At 62.2% G+C, this 18,090-nt stretch carries 16 protein-coding genes; 9 read left to right on the top strand and 7 right to left on the bottom strand.

Going from position 1 to position 18,090, the window contains the following annotated elements; translation table 11 throughout:
* Positions 1-12: 12 nt before the first annotated feature.
* Positions 13-3,093, top strand: a complete 3,081-nt coding sequence (locus V7650_RS14500) for an efflux RND transporter permease subunit (RefSeq protein ID WP_335656954.1) — start codon at positions 13-15, stop codon at positions 3,091-3,093.
* The gene (locus tag V7650_RS14495) at positions 3,090-4,466 is read left to right on the top strand and encodes an efflux transporter outer membrane subunit (protein ID WP_335656953.1); all 1,377 of its coding nucleotides are present in this window, start codon (positions 3,090-3,092) and stop codon (positions 4,464-4,466) included. Before V7650_RS14500 ends, V7650_RS14495 begins: the two co-directional genes overlap by 4 nt.
* A gap of 347 nt (positions 4,467-4,813) precedes the next feature.
* Here V7650_RS14495 and V7650_RS14490 read toward each other — a convergent pair whose 3' ends face one another.
* The 3 genes from V7650_RS14490 to V7650_RS14480 all read right to left on the bottom strand — a co-directional run bounded on the left by V7650_RS14490 (position 4,814) and on the right by V7650_RS14480 (position 6,262).
* Positions 4,814-5,284, bottom strand: coding sequence for a GreA/GreB family elongation factor (locus V7650_RS14490; RefSeq protein WP_335656952.1), 471 nt, complete (start codon positions 5,282-5,284; stop codon positions 4,814-4,816).
* Between the two features lie 3 nt (positions 5,285-5,287).
* Positions 5,288-5,494, bottom strand: a complete 207-nt coding sequence (locus V7650_RS14485; protein WP_335656951.1) for a hypothetical protein — start codon at positions 5,492-5,494, stop codon at positions 5,288-5,290.
* Between the two features lie 63 nt (positions 5,495-5,557).
* The gene (locus V7650_RS14480; protein WP_335656950.1) at positions 5,558-6,262 is read right to left on the bottom strand and encodes an HAD family hydrolase; all 705 of its coding nucleotides are present in this window, start codon (positions 6,260-6,262) and stop codon (positions 5,558-5,560) included.
* Positions 6,263-6,345: 83 nt separating this feature from the next.
* On the opposite strand from V7650_RS14480, the gene V7650_RS14475 reads away from it, so the two are divergent.
* From V7650_RS14475 to V7650_RS14460, 4 genes are all read left to right on the top strand, one after another.
* Positions 6,346-7,458: an MlaE family ABC transporter permease gene (locus V7650_RS14475; protein ID WP_335656949.1), complete on the top strand. Its 1,113-nt coding sequence runs from the start codon at positions 6,346-6,348 to the stop codon at positions 7,456-7,458.
* Positions 7,458-8,273, top strand: coding sequence for an ABC transporter ATP-binding protein (locus V7650_RS14470; RefSeq protein ID WP_335656948.1), 816 nt, complete (start codon positions 7,458-7,460; stop codon positions 8,271-8,273). The genes V7650_RS14475 and V7650_RS14470 overlap by 1 nt, the downstream gene beginning before the upstream one ends.
* 65 nt (positions 8,274-8,338) lie before the next feature.
* A complete protein-coding gene (locus V7650_RS14465; protein WP_335656947.1) occupies positions 8,339-9,286 on the top strand; it encodes an MlaD family protein in 948 nt (315 codons plus the stop codon).
* Between the two features lie 11 nt (positions 9,287-9,297).
* Positions 9,298-9,897 (top strand): ABC-type transport auxiliary lipoprotein family protein, encoded by a 600-nt coding sequence (locus V7650_RS14460; RefSeq protein ID WP_335656946.1) that lies wholly within the window; start codon positions 9,298-9,300, stop codon positions 9,895-9,897.
* A gap of 15 nt (positions 9,898-9,912) precedes the next feature.
* On the opposite strand, the gene V7650_RS14455 is transcribed toward V7650_RS14460, so the two are convergent.
* Both V7650_RS14455 and lgt read right to left on the bottom strand, forming a co-directional pair.
* Positions 9,913-10,992, bottom strand: coding sequence for a class I SAM-dependent methyltransferase (locus V7650_RS14455; RefSeq protein WP_335656945.1), 1,080 nt, complete (start codon positions 10,990-10,992; stop codon positions 9,913-9,915).
* A complete protein-coding gene (lgt, locus tag V7650_RS14450; protein WP_335656944.1) occupies positions 10,985-11,851 on the bottom strand; it encodes a prolipoprotein diacylglyceryl transferase in 867 nt (288 codons plus the stop codon). The genes V7650_RS14455 and lgt overlap by 8 nt, the downstream gene beginning before the upstream one ends.
* Positions 11,852-11,930: 79 nt before the next feature.
* Between lgt and V7650_RS14445 the strand changes: the two genes are divergently transcribed.
* Both V7650_RS14445 and V7650_RS14440 read left to right on the top strand, forming a co-directional pair.
* Positions 11,931-13,640 carry a class I adenylate-forming enzyme family protein gene (locus tag V7650_RS14445; RefSeq protein ID WP_335656943.1) on the top strand — a complete coding sequence of 570 codons (1,710 nt, stop codon included), beginning with the start codon at positions 11,931-11,933 and terminating at the stop codon, positions 13,638-13,640.
* Positions 13,637-16,417 (top strand): [protein-PII] uridylyltransferase, encoded by a 2,781-nt coding sequence (locus V7650_RS14440; RefSeq protein ID WP_335656942.1) that lies wholly within the window; start codon positions 13,637-13,639, stop codon positions 16,415-16,417. Before V7650_RS14445 ends, V7650_RS14440 begins: the two co-directional genes overlap by 4 nt.
* On the opposite strand, the gene V7650_RS14435 is transcribed toward V7650_RS14440, so the two are convergent.
* Positions 16,414-16,938, bottom strand: a complete 525-nt coding sequence (locus V7650_RS14435) for a YceD family protein (protein WP_335656941.1) — start codon at positions 16,936-16,938, stop codon at positions 16,414-16,416. The genes V7650_RS14440 and V7650_RS14435 overlap by 4 nt on opposite strands.
* The gene (locus V7650_RS14430; protein WP_335656940.1) at positions 16,935-17,450 is read right to left on the bottom strand and encodes a ubiquinol-cytochrome C chaperone family protein; all 516 of its coding nucleotides are present in this window, start codon (positions 17,448-17,450) and stop codon (positions 16,935-16,937) included. The genes V7650_RS14435 and V7650_RS14430 overlap by 4 nt, the downstream gene beginning before the upstream one ends.
* A gap of 147 nt (positions 17,451-17,597) precedes the next feature.
* On the opposite strand from V7650_RS14430, the gene V7650_RS14425 reads away from it, so the two are divergent.
* Entirely contained in the window at positions 17,598-18,089 is a 492-nt protein-coding gene (locus V7650_RS14425) for an outer membrane protein assembly factor BamE (protein WP_442955312.1), read from the top strand.
* The last annotated feature ends 1 nt before the right edge of the window (position 18,090 follow it).

Genomic DNA, 18,090 nt, shown 5'->3' with positions numbered 1-18,090 from the left:
AACGATCTTCCGATGCTGGCCGTCAAGCGGCCGCTGCTGATCGGGGTGCTGAATCTGCTGATCGTCATCGCCGGCATCGCCGCGCTGACCGGCGTCGAAGTCCGCGAGCTGCCCAATGTCGACCGGCCGATCGTGTCGGTATCCGCGAGCCTGCCCGGGGCCGCACCGGAGACGATGGATGCGGAGGTCACCAGCATCCTCGAGGACGCTGTCGCGCGGGTATCGGGGGTGCGCCAGATCAGCGCCTCGAGCGAGGAGAATAACTCCCGCATCCGCGTCGAATTCAACCCCGGGATCGATCTCGACACGGCGGCGTCCGATGTCCGCGAAGCGGTCAGCCGGGTGACGCGCGAATTGCCCGACCGGGTCGAACAGGTGACCGTGGTCAAGGCGGACCAGGACGCCCAGCCGATCATGACCCTGGCGGTTCTGTCCACCCGCTATGACCAGGCCGAACTCACCCGCATCGTCGACAATGACATCATCCCGGAACTGCTGACCGCCGAAGGCGTCGCCAGCATCGAGCAGTTCGGCACCCGCGCCCGGCAGATGCGGGTCTCGGTCGATCCGGCGCGGCTCAACCGCTACGGCCTGACCCTTACCGATGTCGCCGACGCGCTGCGCAGCGCGCCCTATGACGTGCCGGTCGGCTCGTTCCGGTCCGACGCCCAGGAGCTGGTGGTCCGGGCCGAGGCCAGCGCCGTCGATCCGCAGCGCATCGAAAATATCGTCATTGCGGGCAACACGAGGATCGGCGACGTTGCCGAGGCCGGCTTTGCCCCGGCCGATGCGACCAATTTCGTCCGGCTCGATGGTCAGCCGATCATCGGGCTCGGCGTGGTCCGCCAGGCCAGTTCCAACACCATCGAGATTTCCGACGCGATCCGCGCCGGCGTCGACCGCATCAACCAGCGCTTCGAGGGGGTCAGCATCGAGGTGGTCTCCGACGATGCCGAGTTCATCAGCATCTCGGTGCGCGAGGTGCTGATCACGCTGGCCTTCGCCATCGCCGTCGTGGTCGGCACGATGCTGCTGTTCTTCCGCGCCTGGCGACCGACGATCGTGCCAAGCGCGACGATCCCCGTGGCGCTGGTCGGGGTGATCGCGGGCATCTGGATGATGGGCTTCTCGATCAACCTGCTCACCCTGCTGGCGCTGGTGCTGGCCACGGGCCTGATCGTCGACGATGCCATCGTGGTGCTCGAAAATGCCCAAAGGCTGCAGAACAAGGGCATGGGCCGCCGCGCGGCGGCCGTGGTCGGCACGCGCCAGGTCTTCTTCGCCGTGGTCGCCACCACCGCGGTGCTGGTTTCGGTGTTCGTGCCGATCAGCTTCCTGCCGTCGGAGGCCGGGCGGCTGTTTCGCGAGTTCGGCTTCGTCCTGGCGGTGGCGGTGATCATCTCCTCCTTCGTCGCGCTGTCGCTGGTACCGGCGCTGGCCGCCCGCTTCGACCTGACCAGCGACAACGACAATCCGGGCCGTCTGGCGCGCTGGGGAACCCATGCAACTCACCGCTACGAAAGCCTGCTGACCCGCTGCCTCGACCGGCCGCGGATCGTCGGCATCGGTTGCCTCATTCTGGCGGTGCTGGCCGGCCTGCTCTACACCCAGCTCGACAACGAACTGGTGCCGGACGAGGATCGCGGCGTGATCACCGTCGATGCGACCGGCCCGGACGGCGTCGGCATCGCCTTCATGGACGGCGAGCTCGACGAGGTCGAACGGGTGCTCCAGCCCTATCTCGACAGCGGCGAGATCCGGAGCACCTTCTCGATCGTCGGCCGCTACGACCCGAACCGCGTGCGGGTGACCGCACAGCTGTCCGACTGGGACGATCGCGACCGCAGCCAGACCGCCATCGTCGAGGAACTCAACGAACCGCTGCAGGATATCCCCGGCTCCCGAACCAATGCCCGCGGCCGCGGCACATTGAGCTTCGGCGGCGGCGGCGAGGGGATCGAGGTTGCGCTGACCGGCGCCGACTATGAAGAGATTTACGAATCCGCCCAGGCGCTGGCGACCGCGATCGATACGCGGTCCGAGATATTGTCCAATGCCGATATTTCCTATCAGCCCACCCAGCCGCAGCTGTCGATCCGGATCGATCGGCAGCGCGCCGCGGATCTGGGTATTGATCTCGACGATCTCGCCCAGACGCTGCGCGCGATGGTTGGCGGCGAGGACCTGATCGATCTGAACGTGGATGACCAGGCGGTGCCGATCTTCCTGACCGCGCAGGCGGTGACCGTGACCAATCCGTCGGATCTCCGCAATCTCTATGTCCGGGGGACGGACGACGCGCTGATTCCGCTGTCCAGCGTGACGGAGATAGAGGAACAGGGAGTGGCTGCGGAACTGGACCGCACCGAGCAGCGCCGCGCGATCGAGATCAACGCCAATATCGCAGCCGGGACGCCGCTGCGCGACGCAGTCGACGAGATCGAGGCGCTGGCCGGGGATGCGGTCGCCCCCGGCATCGACATGCTGTTGCAGGGCGAGGCGGAGAGCCTGGAGGAAACCTCGTCAGACCTGCTGCTCACCTATGCCTTCGCGCTGATCATCGTCTTTCTGGTGCTGGTCGCGCAGTTCGAAAGCCTGACCAGCGCGCTGGTGGTCCTGCTGACCGTGCCCTTCGCGTTGGCCGCCGCCATTTTCTCCCTGTTCCTGTCCGGCATATCGCTCAACATCTATTCCCAGATCGGCCTGGTCATGCTGATCGGCCTGATGGCCAAGAACGGGATATTGATCGTCGAATTCGCCGACCAGTTGCGCCATCAGGGCCGCAGCGTGCGCCAGGCGGTGGAAGAGGCCGCCGCCATCCGCCTGCGGCCGATCGCGATGACCCTGATCTCGACCGTGCTCGGCGCCTTGCCGCTGATCCTGGCGAGCGGCGCCGGATCGGAGGCCCGCCAGTCGATCGGCTGGGTGATCGTCGGCGGTCTCGGTATTGCGGGCGTCTTCACCCTGTTCCTCACCCCCGTGATCTACCTCGGCATCGCCCGCTTCGGCAAGCCGCGCAGCGTCGACCTGAAACGCATCAGCGAAGAGATCGACGCGGCGGATGACGAGGACTTGATGGCGGCACCGGCATGATGCGGTTTGCGGCCCCCTTGCTGCTCGGTTCGCTGCTGGCGGGTTGCGCCGGCGGTGCGCCCGGACCCGATTTCACGCCCATCGCCGCCCCGCCGTCCTACGCCGCGGACCTGCCGCCATCGGGACTGGCCGAGCAATGGTGGCGTGGCTTTGGCGATCCGGTGCTCGACGAGCTTGTCGAGCGCGGCCTGGCCAGCAATCTTGATATCGATGCCGCGTCCGCTCGTCTGCGCTCGGCGGAGGCGCTTCTGAAGGCGGAGCGGGCAGATCGCCTGCCGTCGCTCGATGGCTCGGCAGAGGCCGGCATCACCATCGGCGATGATCGCGACACGTCGGCGACGGCCGGACTGTTCGGACTGTTTGATCCCGACTTCAACGGGCGGCTCGCGGCGGAGGTGCGCGCAGCTGCGGCCGATTACGCCGAAGCGGAATATCTGCAGGCCGACCAGCGCCGGATTGTCGCTGCCGCCATTGTCAGTCAATATATCGAATATCGCCGCAGCGGCGCGCAGCTCGAACTGCTCAACCAGTCCACCGACCTGCAGGAGCAGACCCTGCGGATCGTCACCCTGCGCTTCGAGGCGGGTCTGGCGGCCAATCTCGATGTCCGCCGTGCCGCCGCCGATCTGGCGCAAACGCGCGCGCGCAGCGGCCTTATCGCGATTGATCGCGCCAGCGCGGCAAACGCGCTCGCCGTGCTGATCGCCGAGCCGCCTGGTACGTTCGCTCCGCCCGACGGCGAGGCGCAGGGCGAAATCCCCGATTATGCGCGGGGTCCGGAGGCCGGCCTTCCCGCCGATCTCTTGCGTCGGCGCACCGACATTCTGGCCGCCGAGGCCCGGCTGGCGCGCGCTGCCGCCGCTATCGGGATCGAACGCGCCGACCTGCGGCCGTCGCTGACCATCCCCGGCACCCTGTCGATCGGCGACGGATCGCTGGGCGGGCTGTTTTCCGATTTTCTGATCGGACTGGCCGCGGCGATCGACATACCCTTGTTCGATGGCGGCCGCCGGCGCGCCGAAGTCGCCGCCGCAGAAGCGCTCGCGGATGCCCGGCTGGCGGAATATCGCGCGACTTTCCTGGACGCTCTCGGCGAAGTCGAAAATGCCCTGGTGTCGATTGACGCCTATCGCCAGCGCGGCGCCGCTCTGACCGAAGCCATCGACGAAAGCGAGACCGCGCTCGAACAGTCCAACGCCCTCTATCGCGAAGGCCTGGCCTCCCTGTTCGACGTTCTCGACGCCCAGCGCCAGCTGATCGCCAGCCGGCAGTCGCTGATCGACAGCAACGCCGCGCTCGCCAGTTCCTTCGTCGCCTTTCACGCGGCGGTCGGATCGGGCGGCTATGAGGCAGGGGAAGACGACGAGCGATGAACGGTTTAATTGGATCGCGACCGGCATCCGTCTGACGAGCGACACCTGATCTCCGAAATGTGCATTCGGCCTTTCCTACACCCCCGCCAATCGGTTATTCTGGGGCCGTCCCCGCGTGGACGCTTTCATGGTGGATGGAAAGGATAGGGCGCCATCATTACCCGGACGACATCTCACGCCCCCTGCGAAAGGTCACACTCGGCCGTTCGGCGCGACCTTCGCAATGGCGGAATTCCGGGCATAACCGGCAAAAGTCACGGAAATTAAACATGCACGAAAGTGTAAAGCAGCCAGCGATCCGCGACCGCGATTTTTTCCGCCGGCACGCATGCGCCCGACGGCGCTTGCTATTCCTCCGCGATCGCCTCGATGGCAATGATTTCGATCGCGTCTTCCCGGCCGCCAAAATCGGCCAGGTCTCCGGTCGTCAGCCCCATCAGCGCCCGGCTGATCGGGGCGGAAAAGGAAACCAGCGCGCTTGCCGGGTCGGCTTCGTCATCCCCGACAATGGCAAGCGTCTTCTCGCTGCCGTTGAGCAGAAATGTCACCCGGGTACCGAATTCGACGCTCGCCCCGCTTGGCAGCGGAGGCAGCTCGGCCGTCGATTGCCTGGTGTTCCAGTAGCGCAGGTCGCGTTTTGCGATCTTGAGCGCCGTTTCGTCGGTCAGTGCGGCGATATCCGCCTGCAGCGCAGCCACGCGCTGCTTGATCATTCGCAAACCGCGCGCCGTGACCCAGTTGGGGCCGACCGGAATCGGATGCTCGAACTTGGGTTCCAGATGCTCGTCGTCGCCCTCCCGGCGAAACGCCACGCTCATGGTTCAGCTCCCGGCCTTGGGCGTGACCCAGATGTCGACCGGGGCGACGAAACGGCCATGCGCCGGCGTGCCGACATCGATCCGTTCGGCAGTAACCCGCTCGCCGCTTTCCAGCGTGAAAGAGGCCCATGGCTTGGGCATGCGGGCAAAGGTCATCTTCTGGATCGGCTGACCGGTGGCGCTGTTCATGATGGTGGCGATGATGCTCATGGCGGTGCGCTTGCGATGGATAGGCCCGACTGTCAACCACTGCCGAAAGACGTGACCCGGCGGTCAGCGCCAGTCGACGATCGGCCAGCCGCGCAGCTCGGCCAGAAGCCGGAGCGGCAGGGTCGGGGTGGTCGCGATCGGCTCGTCGGCAAATTCCAGCATCGCCTTGTCGCTGACATGGTCGGAATAGGCGCGGACATGGCTGTCGCTGCGCAGCCAGCCCTGCGCGGCGAACAGTTCCTCGATGCGGCAGATCTTGGCGTTGTCATAGCAATTCTCGCCGATGATCTGAGGCCGCACCCGCCCTCCGGCGTCAACCATGAGCCGGGTGCCGATCACGTGATCGAAACCGAGCCGACGGCCAATCGCCTCGGCATACAGTTCATAGGATGCCGTGACCAGGACCAGCGTCCGGCCTTCGGCGCGATCCGCCTCGATCTGGTCGAGCGCCTTCTGGTACCGGTTGGCACGCAGCACACGGTCGGCGAACCGCTCGATATGCGGCTGCAGATCGGCCTGTTTCGGCCCGCCGCCCATCATCAGCCGCTGGTTGAAGGTCTTCAGCTGGCCGCGGCTGATCACTCTCAGTCCGTAGCCGAGAAAGCCGAACGGCAGCAGCGGCAGGGCGACAAGCCGCCACGGCGCCCGCGCGAAAAGCAGGTGGAACAGGAACGGTGTATAGGTCCCGCGCACCGTGATCGTGCGGTCCATGTCGTAAAGCGATATTTTCTGCATGCCGTCCCGCAATTCCCGTTCCCGCCGTGCCATAGCAGCCGCTGCGCAAAAGCGCCAAATATTTGAGCGGTTTAATCGCTTGAGCTTTGCCCGAAATTCGGTCACCTATGGAGTTGATGGCTATACCCAGCGATTTTGTCGAAGAAACGGCCGAAAACGGAGCAGTGACCCTGCGTTTTTCCGGCGATCTTTCGATTGCCAGCATGGGGGACTTGCCGGAGCGACTCAGCCAGTATGACGGCGACGTTCGCAGCATCGATATTGCCGATACCGGCTATGTCGACACGGTCGGCGCCTGGCTGGTGCACCGGACGGCGCGCGACAGGGGTGCTGAGATCACCGGGGCCGATGACGATGCCCAGCGGCTGATTGCCGCGGTCGCTGCAGCGGACCAGGCGACCGATATCCGGCCCGAACCACCCAATCCGGTGCTCCGCGTGCTCAACGAGGTTGGCGAGGCGACAACCATCGCCTTCACCACGCTGACCGGGCTGGTCGGCTTTTTTGGCGCGATCATGATCGGCTTTTTTAGGCTGGTTCGCCACCCCGGGAAAATCCGCTGGAACGCGGTGATCCAGCGCTTCGACGTTGTCGGCGTCCGCGCGCTCGGTATCATCGGGCTGATGAGCTTTCTCATCGGCCTGGTGATTGCGCAGCAGGGCGCGGTCCAGTTGCGGCAATTCGGTGCGGAAGTATTCACCGTCAATCTGGTCGGCCGGCTGACGCTGCGCGAACTCGGTGTCCTGATGACGGCGATCATGGTCGCGGGCCGGTCCGGCTCGGCTTTTGCTGCGCAGATCGGGACGATGAAGCTGACCGAGGAAATCGACGCGATGCGCACGATCGGCGTCTCCCCGATCGAGGCGCTGGTGCTGCCGCGTTTCATCGCCGCGGTGTTCATGCTGCCGCTGCTCGGCTTTTACGCATCGGTCGTCGCGATCATCGGCGGCGGCCTGCTCAGCTGGGTCGAGCTGGATATCCCGCCGGCCACCTTTTTCTCGCGCATCCGCGAGGTGGTGCCGCTCACCGATGTCTATGTCGGGCTGGTGAAAGCACCGGTCTTCGGAGCGATCATCGCGATCACCGGCTGCTATCAGGGGATGCAGGTCAAGGGCAATGCCGAGGACGTCGGCAAGCGCACCACGGCGGCCGTCGTCCAGGCGATATTCCTGGTTATCGTGCTCGACGCGTTTTTCGCGGTCTTCTTCACCTGGATCGGATGGAACTGATGCGCGATTCGAACGCCATTGCCTATGATCGCGACTATGATGGCCCGATCGTCAGCGTGCACGGCCTGCGCAACAGCTTCGGCGATCAGGTGGTCCACGACAATCTGGATCTCGACGTCAAGCGCGGTGAGATCATCGGCGTTGTCGGCGGTTCCGGCACCGGCAAGTCGGTGCTGATGCGCTCGATCATCGGATTGCAGACTCCGGACGAAGGCGAAATCCGCGTCTTTGGCGAGCAGATTCTGGGCAAGTCCGATGCCGAGACGATCGAAATCCGCAAACGCTGGGGCGTTCTGTTCCAGGGTGGCGCGCTGTTCTCCACGCTCACCGTCGCCGAGAACGTCATGGTGCCGATCCGCGAATTCTATCCCGATATGGATCGCGACTTTCGCCGCGAAGTCGCCAAGTACAAGGTCTGCCTCTCCGGCTTGCCGCCGGATGCGGCGCCGAAATATCCTTCGGAGCTGTCCGGCGGCATGCGCAAGCGCGCTGGCATCGCCCGGGCGCTGGCGCTCGATCCCGAGCTGTTGTTTCTCGACGAGCCGACCGCAGGGCTGGATCCGATCGGGGCGGCCGCGTTCGACAATCTGACCAAGGAACTGCAGCAGACGCTTGGCCTTACGGTGTTTCTGATCACCCATGACCTCGATACGCTGCACGCCATTTGTGACCGGGTCGCGGTGCTCGCCGACCAGCGCGTGATCGCGGTCGGCACGATCGACGAACTGCTCGCGCTGGATCACCCGTGGATACAGGAATATTTCAACGGGCCACGCGGTCGCATGGCGTCGGCGGGAAAGAAGATGCTCGGATGACCGCAGGGAAAACGATCAGAGAAATGTTGCAGGTGGCGGCACCGCCCGTCATAGAGGGGAAATAGATGGAAACGCGCTCCAACCATATCCTTGTCGGTGTTGTCACTTTGGCGATGCTGGCGCTTGTCGCCGCCTTTCTGGTCTGGATCGTCCGCTTCGGCGACGGCGAAACCAAGCAATATGACATATTCTTCTCCCAGTCGGTCGGCGGCCTCGCGTCTGGGACCGGCGTCACCTTTGCCGGTGTGCCGTCCGGGCAGGTGATCAAGGTCGAATTGTGGAAGAAGGACCCGAATTTTGTCCGCGTGCGCATTGCCGTGAGCAAGGATACGCCGATACTGGAAGGCACCACCGCCACGATCCAGAGCGTAAGTTTCACGGCCCCGCCGAATATTCAGCTCGACGGTGCCAAAAAGGGTGCGCCGCCGATCACCGAGCTCGGGCCGGAAGGCGTGCCGGTGATCCCGACCAAGCCGGGAGCGCTCGGCGAACTGCTCAACAGCGCTCCGCTTGTGGTGGAGCGGCTGGCGACGCTGACCGACCGGCTGACGCAGCTGCTGTCGGATGAAAACCAGAAGTCGATCAGCGGCATCCTTGCCAACACGGATCAGCTGACCGGAACCCTGGCGAAACAGGCACCGGCGCTGGAAGCCCTGATGACAGAATCGCGCATCGCCATTCGCAACGCCGCCGTGACGATTGAAAAACTCGGGCTTGTCGCAGATAGCACGAATGACTTTCTCACCAACAATGGCCAACCGGTTGCCAGGAACCTGGCGAACACGCTCGATGCCGCCGACAAGAGTCTGCGCGCGCTCGAGGGGGTGCTGAAAAATGCGCAGCCTGGTGCCGAGCATTTTTCCAATAAAACGCTGCCGGAGGTCGATCAGCTGGTGCAGGATATGCAGGCGCTTACGAAGTCGATGACCAATGTGACGGAACGGCTGGACCAGGGCGGGGCCGGGTCCTTATTGTCGGCACCGGCGCTGCCCGACTATGAGCCGGGACAATGAAGGGGCCGACTATGATGCGCACATTTCAACTTTGGCAAGCCGCGGGTCTGCTGGCCGCTACTGCAGCACTCGGGGGTTGCGTCAGCTTCGGTGGTGCCGAACCACCTCCCTCGCTGCTCTCGCTGTCGGCGAACCAGAAGCTGGCCGCAGGATCCACGCAGAGCGGGCCCCAATCCGGCTCGCTGGTGGTGGCGCTTCCTGCCGCCCCGCAGAAACTGGACACGGTTCGCGTACCCGTGCAGACCAGCGGCTCAGGCATCGCCTATCTGAAAAATGCCGTCTGGGTCGACAAGCCGGCTCGCCTGTTTCAGAATCTGCTGAGCGAGACGATTGCTGCCCGCAATGGCCGCTTGGTACTGACCGCCGCGCAAGCGGGCGGTCTCGCACAAACCTATATCACCGGCGAACTGGTCAATTTTGGCCTCGACGGTCCGAGCCTGACCGTGACCGTCACCTATGACGCGGTCAAGATGACCGACGACAAGCCCGTGGAGAAAAAGCGCTTCGAGGCCAGCGAGCCGGTCTTTGCCGCAGAACCCGGGGCGGTAGGCGAAGGCCTGAACAAGGCGGCCAACAAGGTGGCTGCCGATGTGGCCGCATGGATAGGTTAAGCGCTCGCTAGCCGTTCATTCGTCGCCATAGCTGAACCCCTCGGGTTCCGGCCAGTCCAGAGCGGTCGCTGCCATCACCCGGAACAGGCATCCCATCTCGTCCGGATGGGTGAGCCGCTGGTGCGCGGCACGGATACTGTCCGCCTGCTTGGGTTTTGCCGCAATCAATGCTGCGGCGCGTTGGTCGATGCCCAGTGATTTGAGCCACTGCCCTTGTTCTGCCGGGCCATGCACGGCCAGCATGCGCGTCCGGACGATATTGGCCAGCGTATGGAAATCGACATGGGCGGTCAGATCGGATGCTCCCGGGCAGTCAAACGGACTGATCGGCAGATGATCCTTCACCGCCTGCAGCGTGCTGCCGGTGCCCGGCCTCGCGTAGCCGTAATCGATGATCAGCAGCGTGCCACCCTGTTTTGCCAGACGATGGGCGATATTGCCGGCCCATTCCACGCTGACCGGCGATCGCTCCAAGATCGTGCCTTCGGGAAAACGACTGGTGCCACCACCCACTAGATCTTCTGCGATTTCGTTGCTCGGCACCGCAACAAACCGGCTGCGTTCCCGCGCCACCATCTGCCGTCGCCAGCCGCCGGCGGTTGCGACAAACTGCTCCACCGGCAGGGCGTCGAAAAACTCGTTGGCAACGATCAGCAGCGGTCCGTCTTCGGGCAGGCTTCCGACGTCGTCATGCCAGACCGCATCGGGATGAAGCTGGGCCTGGCGTGCCTTCAGTACCGGGCTGGTCTCGACAAGGTGGACCGCCGGATGACAGCCGAACTTTGCCAGCGATCGCAGCGCATCATGTGCCAGAGTGCCGCGTCCGGGCCCCAGTTCGACATAGTGGCAATTATCGGGTGAACCCTTGCGCAGCCACAGGTCGGCCAGCCAGATGCCGACAATTTCCCCGAACATCTGGCTGATTTCGGGCGCGGTGACAAAGTCGCCCTCCTCGCCCAGCGGATCCTTGCTCGCATAATAATGGCTATTGGCAATCGCCATATAGTCGCCGAGCGGAATCGGACCTTCGCGGTCGATCCGCTCCGCGATCACATGCGCTGCAGTGGGCTGTTCCGCACTGATGCCGTCAGGCAACGCTTCGGTCTCCCGCCACCGGTTCGACGCGCGCTCGGCGGCCCTTGGCGGTATAGACCAGCCATGCACCAAGCAGGATCATCGGCACCGTCAGCCATTGCCCCATGCTGAAGCCGGACTGCTCCACCAGCCAAGTCAACTGGGCATCCGGCTCCCGGAAGAACTCGACGGTAAACCGGCTCAGGCCATAGACCAGCAACCCGGCGCCGACGAGCTTGCCTGGCTGATAGCGGGCATCGGTTTTCCAGAATAGCAGCGACAGGATGAGAAAATAGAGAATGCCTTCGAGGCCGGCTTCGTAAAGCTGGCTGGGGTGCCGCGCCACATCGCCGCCCATCGGAAACACGATCGCCCACGGCACATCGGTAGTCCTGCCCCAAAGCTCTCCGTTGACGAAATTGGCGAGACGACCGAAGAACAGTCCGAACGGAATGACGCAGGCGATATAATCGCACAGTCTCAGGAAATCGAGCTTCTCCCGCCGCGCCGTCCACCACAGCGCGAGCACAACGCCGATCGTGCCGCCGTGCAAGGACATCCCGCCTTTCCAGACCTGCAATATCTTGACTGGCTCCAGCAGAATTTCGGGACTGTAGAAAAACACATATCCCAGGCGACCGCCGATGATGATACCAAGGGTGGCCCAGAAGATCAGGTCATCGGCATGGCGGCGGGCCATGGGCGAGCCTGGCTGCGCAACCAGCTTGGTCAGATACCAGTAGCCGAGCAGAATGCCCGCGAGATATGCGAGAGAATACCATTTCAACTGGAAAAATCCGAGGTCGAGCGCATTCGCAGAGAGGCCGAGCTCCGTAAACTGGGTAAACTGGCTCGCATTGGCCAAGATAATATCAATCAACTCTTTTCCCCGTGTGGTTTCCTGTCCATATAAAGGGAAAATCCCCTTTACCAAGAGGGAACAACGGGAGACTTGAATAATGGCGACCTCTGAACTCGATGTGATAATTGACAAGACGCTGGAAGCGTTGACGCAGCCTGGTCAGTTGCTGGAACTCGACACGATCAACAAATACGGCGTCGAAATGCCGATCTTCAAGAATGCCCCCCAGAATGTCTCCGATTATTTTGCCTATTTCTGTCATCAGCATGCTGACAAGGAATTTCTGGTCGATGGCGATATCCGCCTGACCTTCGGAGAGGCTTACGCGGCTGCCCGCGCTTTGGCCGGAGGGCTGGTCGAAGGCTACGGCGTTCAAAAAGGCGATCGTATCGGAATCGCCGCGCGCAACTCGGCCAACTGGGTCATTCTTGATATGGCGATCACCATGGCCGGCGCAGTTTCTACGAAGCTCAATGGCTGGTGGCGAGGCGACGAACTGGCAGACGGGATAGAGGATGTAAGTTGTTCCTTTGTTTTTGCCGACTATCAGCGGGCTCAGCGACTGGTGGACTCCAAGCGCGATCACGGCGCGGAACTGCTGATCTTTGAACATGATAAATCGCCGCTCGAAGGGCTGAAGGTCATGCTCGAAAAAGGCGGTGGCGCAGATACGCCGCTGCCGCAAATGCAACCCGAGGACAATGCGACCATCCTGTTCACTTCCGGTTCGACCGGGCGCTCGAAGGGTGCCTACGCCGAGCATCGATCGGTGGTCCAGGGGGCCATGAGCTTTGTCGGCACGGTTCTTGTGCTGGTCAACATCATGGAAAAGCAGGGCAAGATGCCGGACGGCCAGCCAACCGCATTGGTCTGTGTGCCCCTGTTCCATGTCACCGCGTCGGTGCCGCTGGTCCTGGTCAGCTATGCGATCGGGCGCAAGCTGGTGATGCTCAACAAATGGGATGCGGAAGATGCGATGCGCCTCATCGAGAAGGAACGGGTAACCTATTTTGTAGGCGTGCCACTGATGAGCATGGAAATTTACTCCCACCCGCATTTTGACAAATACGATCTGAGCAGCTGTGTCACCATGGCGGCGGGGGGTGCGCCGCGCCCGGTCGAGCATGTCCGTCGGATCAAGGAGAAAATGGGCGATGGTTATCCGGTGATCGGCTATGGCCTGACCGAAACCAACGGTGTCGGCTGCTCCAACCAGAATGAGAATTATCTGGCCAAACCCGACAGCACCGGTCGCGCCACGCCACCGATTGTCGATGTCGCGATCCTCGACGATGACGGGAACAAGCTGCCGCAGGGCGAACGCGGAGAAGTCTGCATCCGCACCGCAGCGAATTTTACCGGCTACTGGAACAATGAAGAAGCGACCCGTGACGCCTTCACCGACGACGGCTATTTCCGCACCGGCGATATCGGCTATCTCGATCCCGAGGGCTATCTCTACATCGTCGATCGCAAGAAGGAGATCATCATTCGCGGCGGGGAAAATATCAGCTGCCAGGAAGTGGAGGCCGCCGTCTATGCCAATCCGGCGGTGGCAGAGGCCTGTATCTTCGGAGTGCCGGACGAACGGTTCGGTGAAGTGCCCGCTCTGGTCTATCACACAAAGGACGGCCACAGCTTGCCGAAGGATGAACTGATGGAATCGCTTAAGCACCAGCTCGCGCCGTTCAAGTTGCCGGTGCATGTCTGGCAATATGAAGAGCCGCTGCCGAAACTCGGTACCGCCAAAATTGCCAAGATCGTACTGGCGAAAAAGCACCGGGACGAACTGGCCGGCACTGGATGAACATTCGGGCCAATATTCCAGCGGCACCAGCCGACCCTGCCACCCGGATCAACCGGCAGCGCGACGTCATCAATCGCCGGGTGCTGGCTGAAGAAATAGAAAAGTTGATCGCGGCGCAAGGCATGGCTCAAGCGCGCCCGGATATCTTGGCGCTGTTGCAAAATGCGCTGGGCGAAGGTCGCTCCGAGATCAGCCGACGCTTGCGTGAAAAGCCTTCGGCCGGGCATGATGCCGCAGCGGCGCAATCCTTTCTGGTCGACCAGCTTGTCCGGCTGATCCATGATATCGCGGTCAACCATCAATATCCGGTCAGCAACCCGTCATCGGGAGAACGGATCGCGGTGATGGCCGTCGGCGGCTACGGCCGCGGCGAGATGGCACCCCACAGCGATGTCGATATTGCCTTCCTGACCCCTCACAAGACCAACAGCTGGACCGAGCAGGCAGTCGAGGCGATGCTTTACTGGTTGTGGGATCTGGGCTTCAAGGTCGGACAGAGCAGCCGGTCGATCGACGAGATGGTACGCATGGCACGCGAGGACCTGTCGATCCGGACCGCGTTGCTCGAAGGACGCTATATCTGGGGCGATACCGCTGTTTACGAAGAATCCAAGCAGCGGTTCTTCAACGATGTCGTGACCGGCACCGACAGCAGCTTCGTCGCCGATAAACTGGCAGAACGCGACGCCCGGCACATCAAGATGGGCGACAGCCGCTATGTCGTGGAACCGAATGTGAAGGAGGGCAAGGGCGGACTGCGGGATCTGCAGACGCTCTACTGGATCGGGAAGTATATCCACCGGGTCATGTCAGCGAGCGAACTGGTCGACGTGGGCCTGCTCACCGCCGACGAGTTCAAGCGCTTTCGCAAGGCGGCAAATTTTCTCTGGGCGGTTCGCTGTCACATGCACGATATCACCGGTCGCGCGGAAGACCGCCTGACCTTCGACCTGCAGCCCGAGGTGGCCCGGCGGATGCGTTTCGCCGACCGCCCGGGAAAATCATCGGTCGAGCGGTTCATGCAATATTATTTTCTGAACGCGAAAGTGGTCGGCAACCTGACCGGTGTGTTTCTCGCCCATCTTGACGAGACCCACAATGCGGGCGTGCGGCGGTTCCTGCCTTCGCTCACCCGGAAACCGAAGAAACTGAACGGCTTTGTGCTGGATCGCGGCAGGCTCGCCCTGCCGAACGAGCAGTTTTTCGAAGAGGATCCGGTCCGGCTGCTTGAAATATTCTGGCTGGCCGACAAGCACGAGCTGGAAATACATCCGCTGGCGATGCGTTCCGCACGGCGCGATGCCAAGTTCATCGACAATAATATCCGCAAGGATGCACGGGCGAACAATCTGTTTCTCGATGTGCTCTGCTCGCCGCGCGATCCCGAACTGGTGCTGCGCTGGATGAACGAAGCGGCGATCTTCGGTCGTTTCATTCCCGATTTCGGGCGGGTTGTGGCGCAGATGCAGTTCGACATGTATCATCATTATACCGTGGATGAACACAGTATCCGGGCGATCGGGCTACTCGCCAAAATTGGCCGCGGCGATCTCGAGGCCGATCATCCCAACAGCACGGCTACGATGGAGAAATTGCAGAACCGGCGCGTGCTGTTCGTCGCCACGCTGCTGCACGACATTGCCAAGGGACGCGGCGGCGATCACAGCATATTGGGCGCGGAAGTGGCCAAGAAGCTGTGTCCGCGTCTCGGACTCAAGCCCCATGAAACCGAACTGGTAGCGTGGCTGGTGCGCAATCATCTGCTGATGTCGGCGGTGGCCTTCAAGCGCGATCTCTCCGACTTCAAGACCATCCAGGATTTCGCCAGCCGGGTGAAGAGCGTCGAACGCTTGCGCCAATTGACGGTTTTGACGGTCGTGGACATCCGTGCGGTCGGCCCCGGTGTCTGGAACAGCTGGAAGCGGCAATTGCTGACGGACCTTTTCGAAGCGGCGCAGGAAATGCTGCTGCTCGGCCACAAGCAGCGCGGCCGAAAGGAACGGATCGATCAGAAGAAGGCGATATTGGCGGAAACGCTGGATCTGCCCGATGACGAATTCAAGCCGTTGGCCAAGCGCTTTACCGATGCATATTGGATCGCCGAGCCGGATGACATCATTGCGCAAAATGCCCAGCTTGTCCTTGATGCCGGGGACACTGACCTGGCGATAGTCGCTGACGTCTATCCCGAACGGGGTGCGACCCTGATCACCGTCTATGCCGCAGACCATCCAGGGTTGTTCTACCGGATTGCCGGGGGCATCCATGTCTCGGGTGGCAACATCATCGATGCACGCATCCACACCACCCGTGACGGCATGGCGCTCGACAATTTTCTGGTTCAGGATCCGCACGGCAAACCGTTCTCGGAAAAGGGACAGCTGGACCGGCTGAAGCAGGCGGTCGAAGACGCGCTTGCAAACCGCACGAAGCTTTCGACGAAACTGGAAGCCAGGCCGCTGGCTCATGCCCGTGCCAGAGCCTTTGAGATCACGCCCTTTGCCCTGGTCGACAACGAGGCTTCCAATCGCTTCACCGTGGTCGAAGTCAATGCTCAGGACCGCCCGGCCCTGCTCAACGAGCTGGCTTATGCACTGTTTGAATCGAAGGTCACCGTGCACAGCGCGCACATCGCCACTTACGGAGAGCGCGCGGTCGATACATTCTACATCACCGATCTGCTGGGGGGGAAGATTACCAGCAAGCAACGGCTGAACGGATTGCAAAAACGCCTTGCGAAGGCGGCGGAACGGAAGAGCGGCAAGGCCGCCAGCTAGGACTTTTTCGTCTTCAGTGCTGCCAGCGCCCCGAACGGCCCTGCCTCTTCCTCTGTCTTGAGAACCTCGCGCGCCAAGGCGTCGGCGTTCGGGCCACGCGGGAACGGATCCAGGGCAAGATAGAGGGTCTGGGCAATCGCTTCGCCTATATCAAACTGACCATTTTCATATTCGACGATGTCGCAATCGTCCTCGGACAGCTCGATCTCTTCGTCCGTCCCCTCAATTTCCAGTTTTGGAACGACGGCAATGTCAAAATTTTCGCGCATCCGGACCTGAAAACTTTCACCCGTTACCGAGCAAAGCTGTTGCAGGTCGGATTCGATTCGCCCGGTAAAGCTGATCCGCTCGTCACCGTTCTGCAACGTGTAGGTCGCATTCAACGACGTGATTTTCGGCAGGTCAAACCGTTCAGCGAGCCCGCGGCATTCATCCGCATTCGCGGACAGCTTGCCCGTCCGCGGCTTGGAACCCAGTTCCGAAAGCTTGACGACATGCGAAAACTCCGGCCCGTCACTCATGGCAGCTGGCCCGCAACGATGGTTTCGGCATCGCGATCGCGCAGGGCGGCATGATAGGCGGTCAACCGGCCGATGAGATGGTCGAGCGCGGCATCGTCCGGCTTTTCGCCGCGAAATATGTTGCGGATGACAGCCTCCCGCAGGTCTGCACCCTGCTCCAGAGCCGCGCGATAGGCACCGACCCGACCGCCGAGCGCGCCCATGATCCGCCCGACATGCTTGCCGACGATCATGTCGCCAATGCCGATCTGGCGCAATTGCCCGTCCATGTCCCTGATGAAGAGCTCGGTCAACCAGGCAAGCTCCTGGCCGCGGTCCGCTTCCTTCTCTAGCCGGATCAGCACCAGCGAAAAGATCGCCGCAATCATGTCGAAACGGCCGTCCAGACTGTCCGGAACCTGTGCCTGCTCGTACCAGAACAGCTGTCGTCCTTCGCTGATGATCGCATTGTACAGCGGCTGCATTTTCTGGTTCGGATTGTCGCGAGAAAAAATCTTGCTGAAAAAGGACATTGCTGGTTCCGCTGGTTGGGTTGCAAGTTTATGCGTGATCAGGTCGGTTGTTAAGTCTGGATACAGGGCATATTGATATTTATCGCGCGAGATGCAATGGGCGATGACTGGTCGGGCGCCGATATGGTGCCGGCTTCACAGTGGAGAATGAGTTCGATGGTCGGCAATATCAAGAAACATAGCCTTTTGATCGGGCTTCTGGCTGGCACCATGGCCGTGGCCGGATGCACGCAGGTGCGCGGCCATCAGGGATATATTGCCGACGAAGTGCTGATGTCCGCGATCCAGGCTGGTGTTGACAACCGGCAGTCGGTCGAAGCCTCGCTCGGTCGGCCCACCTTTACCGGGCAGTTTGACGACGACACCTGGTATTATTTGTCGCGCGACACCCGTCAATATGGCTTCAACAACCCGCGGCCGCGCGAGCAACAGGTGATGCGCGTGAAATTTGATGCGGATGGCAATGTCACCGCAGTCGACCGCACGGGCCTCGAACTTGTGGCCAACATCAGCCCCGACGGCGACAAGACCCCGACTCTGGGTCGGGACCGCTCCTTCTTCGAAGAGCTTTTCGGCAATATCGGTGCAGTCGGCGCACCGGGCGCACAAGGTCCCAGCAACGATCCGACCCGTCCCTAGC

This window comes from Parasphingorhabdus sp. (assembly GCF_036964565.1).
Taxonomy (GTDB): Bacteria; Pseudomonadota; Alphaproteobacteria; order Sphingomonadales; family Sphingomonadaceae; genus Parasphingorhabdus.
Note: the sequence above shows the minus strand (reverse complement) of the source record. Positions and strands in the feature narration are given on the sequence as shown.

Coding starts and splice junctions, on each gene's coding strand:
- V7650_RS14500 (WP_335656954.1), top strand. CDS start 13: ATGCTGGCCGTCAAGCGGCCGCTGCTGATCGGGGTGCTGAATCTGCTG.
- V7650_RS14495 (WP_335656953.1), top strand. CDS start 3,090: ATGATGCGGTTTGCGGCCCCCTTGCTGCTCGGTTCGCTGCTGGCGGGT.
- V7650_RS14490 (WP_335656952.1), bottom strand. CDS start 5,284: ATGAGCGTGGCGTTTCGCCGGGAGGGCGACGACGAGCATCTGGAACCC.
- V7650_RS14485 (WP_335656951.1), bottom strand. CDS start 5,494: ATGAGCATCATCGCCACCATCATGAACAGCGCCACCGGTCAGCCGATC.
- V7650_RS14480 (WP_335656950.1), bottom strand. CDS start 6,262: ATGGCACGGCGGGAACGGGAATTGCGGGACGGCATGCAGAAAATATCG.
- V7650_RS14475 (WP_335656949.1), top strand. CDS start 6,346: ATGGCTATACCCAGCGATTTTGTCGAAGAAACGGCCGAAAACGGAGCA.
- V7650_RS14470 (WP_335656948.1), top strand. CDS start 7,458: ATGCGCGATTCGAACGCCATTGCCTATGATCGCGACTATGATGGCCCG.
- V7650_RS14465 (WP_335656947.1), top strand. CDS start 8,339: ATGGAAACGCGCTCCAACCATATCCTTGTCGGTGTTGTCACTTTGGCG.
- V7650_RS14460 (WP_335656946.1), top strand. CDS start 9,298: ATGATGCGCACATTTCAACTTTGGCAAGCCGCGGGTCTGCTGGCCGCT.
- V7650_RS14445 (WP_335656943.1), top strand. CDS start 11,931: ATGGCGACCTCTGAACTCGATGTGATAATTGACAAGACGCTGGAAGCG.
- V7650_RS14440 (WP_335656942.1), top strand. CDS start 13,637: ATGAACATTCGGGCCAATATTCCAGCGGCACCAGCCGACCCTGCCACC.
- V7650_RS14435 (WP_335656941.1), bottom strand. CDS start 16,938: ATGAGTGACGGGCCGGAGTTTTCGCATGTCGTCAAGCTTTCGGAACTG.
- V7650_RS14430 (WP_335656940.1), bottom strand. CDS start 17,450: ATGTCCTTTTTCAGCAAGATTTTTTCTCGCGACAATCCGAACCAGAAA.
- V7650_RS14425 (WP_442955312.1), top strand. CDS start 17,598: ATGAGTTCGATGGTCGGCAATATCAAGAAACATAGCCTTTTGATCGGG.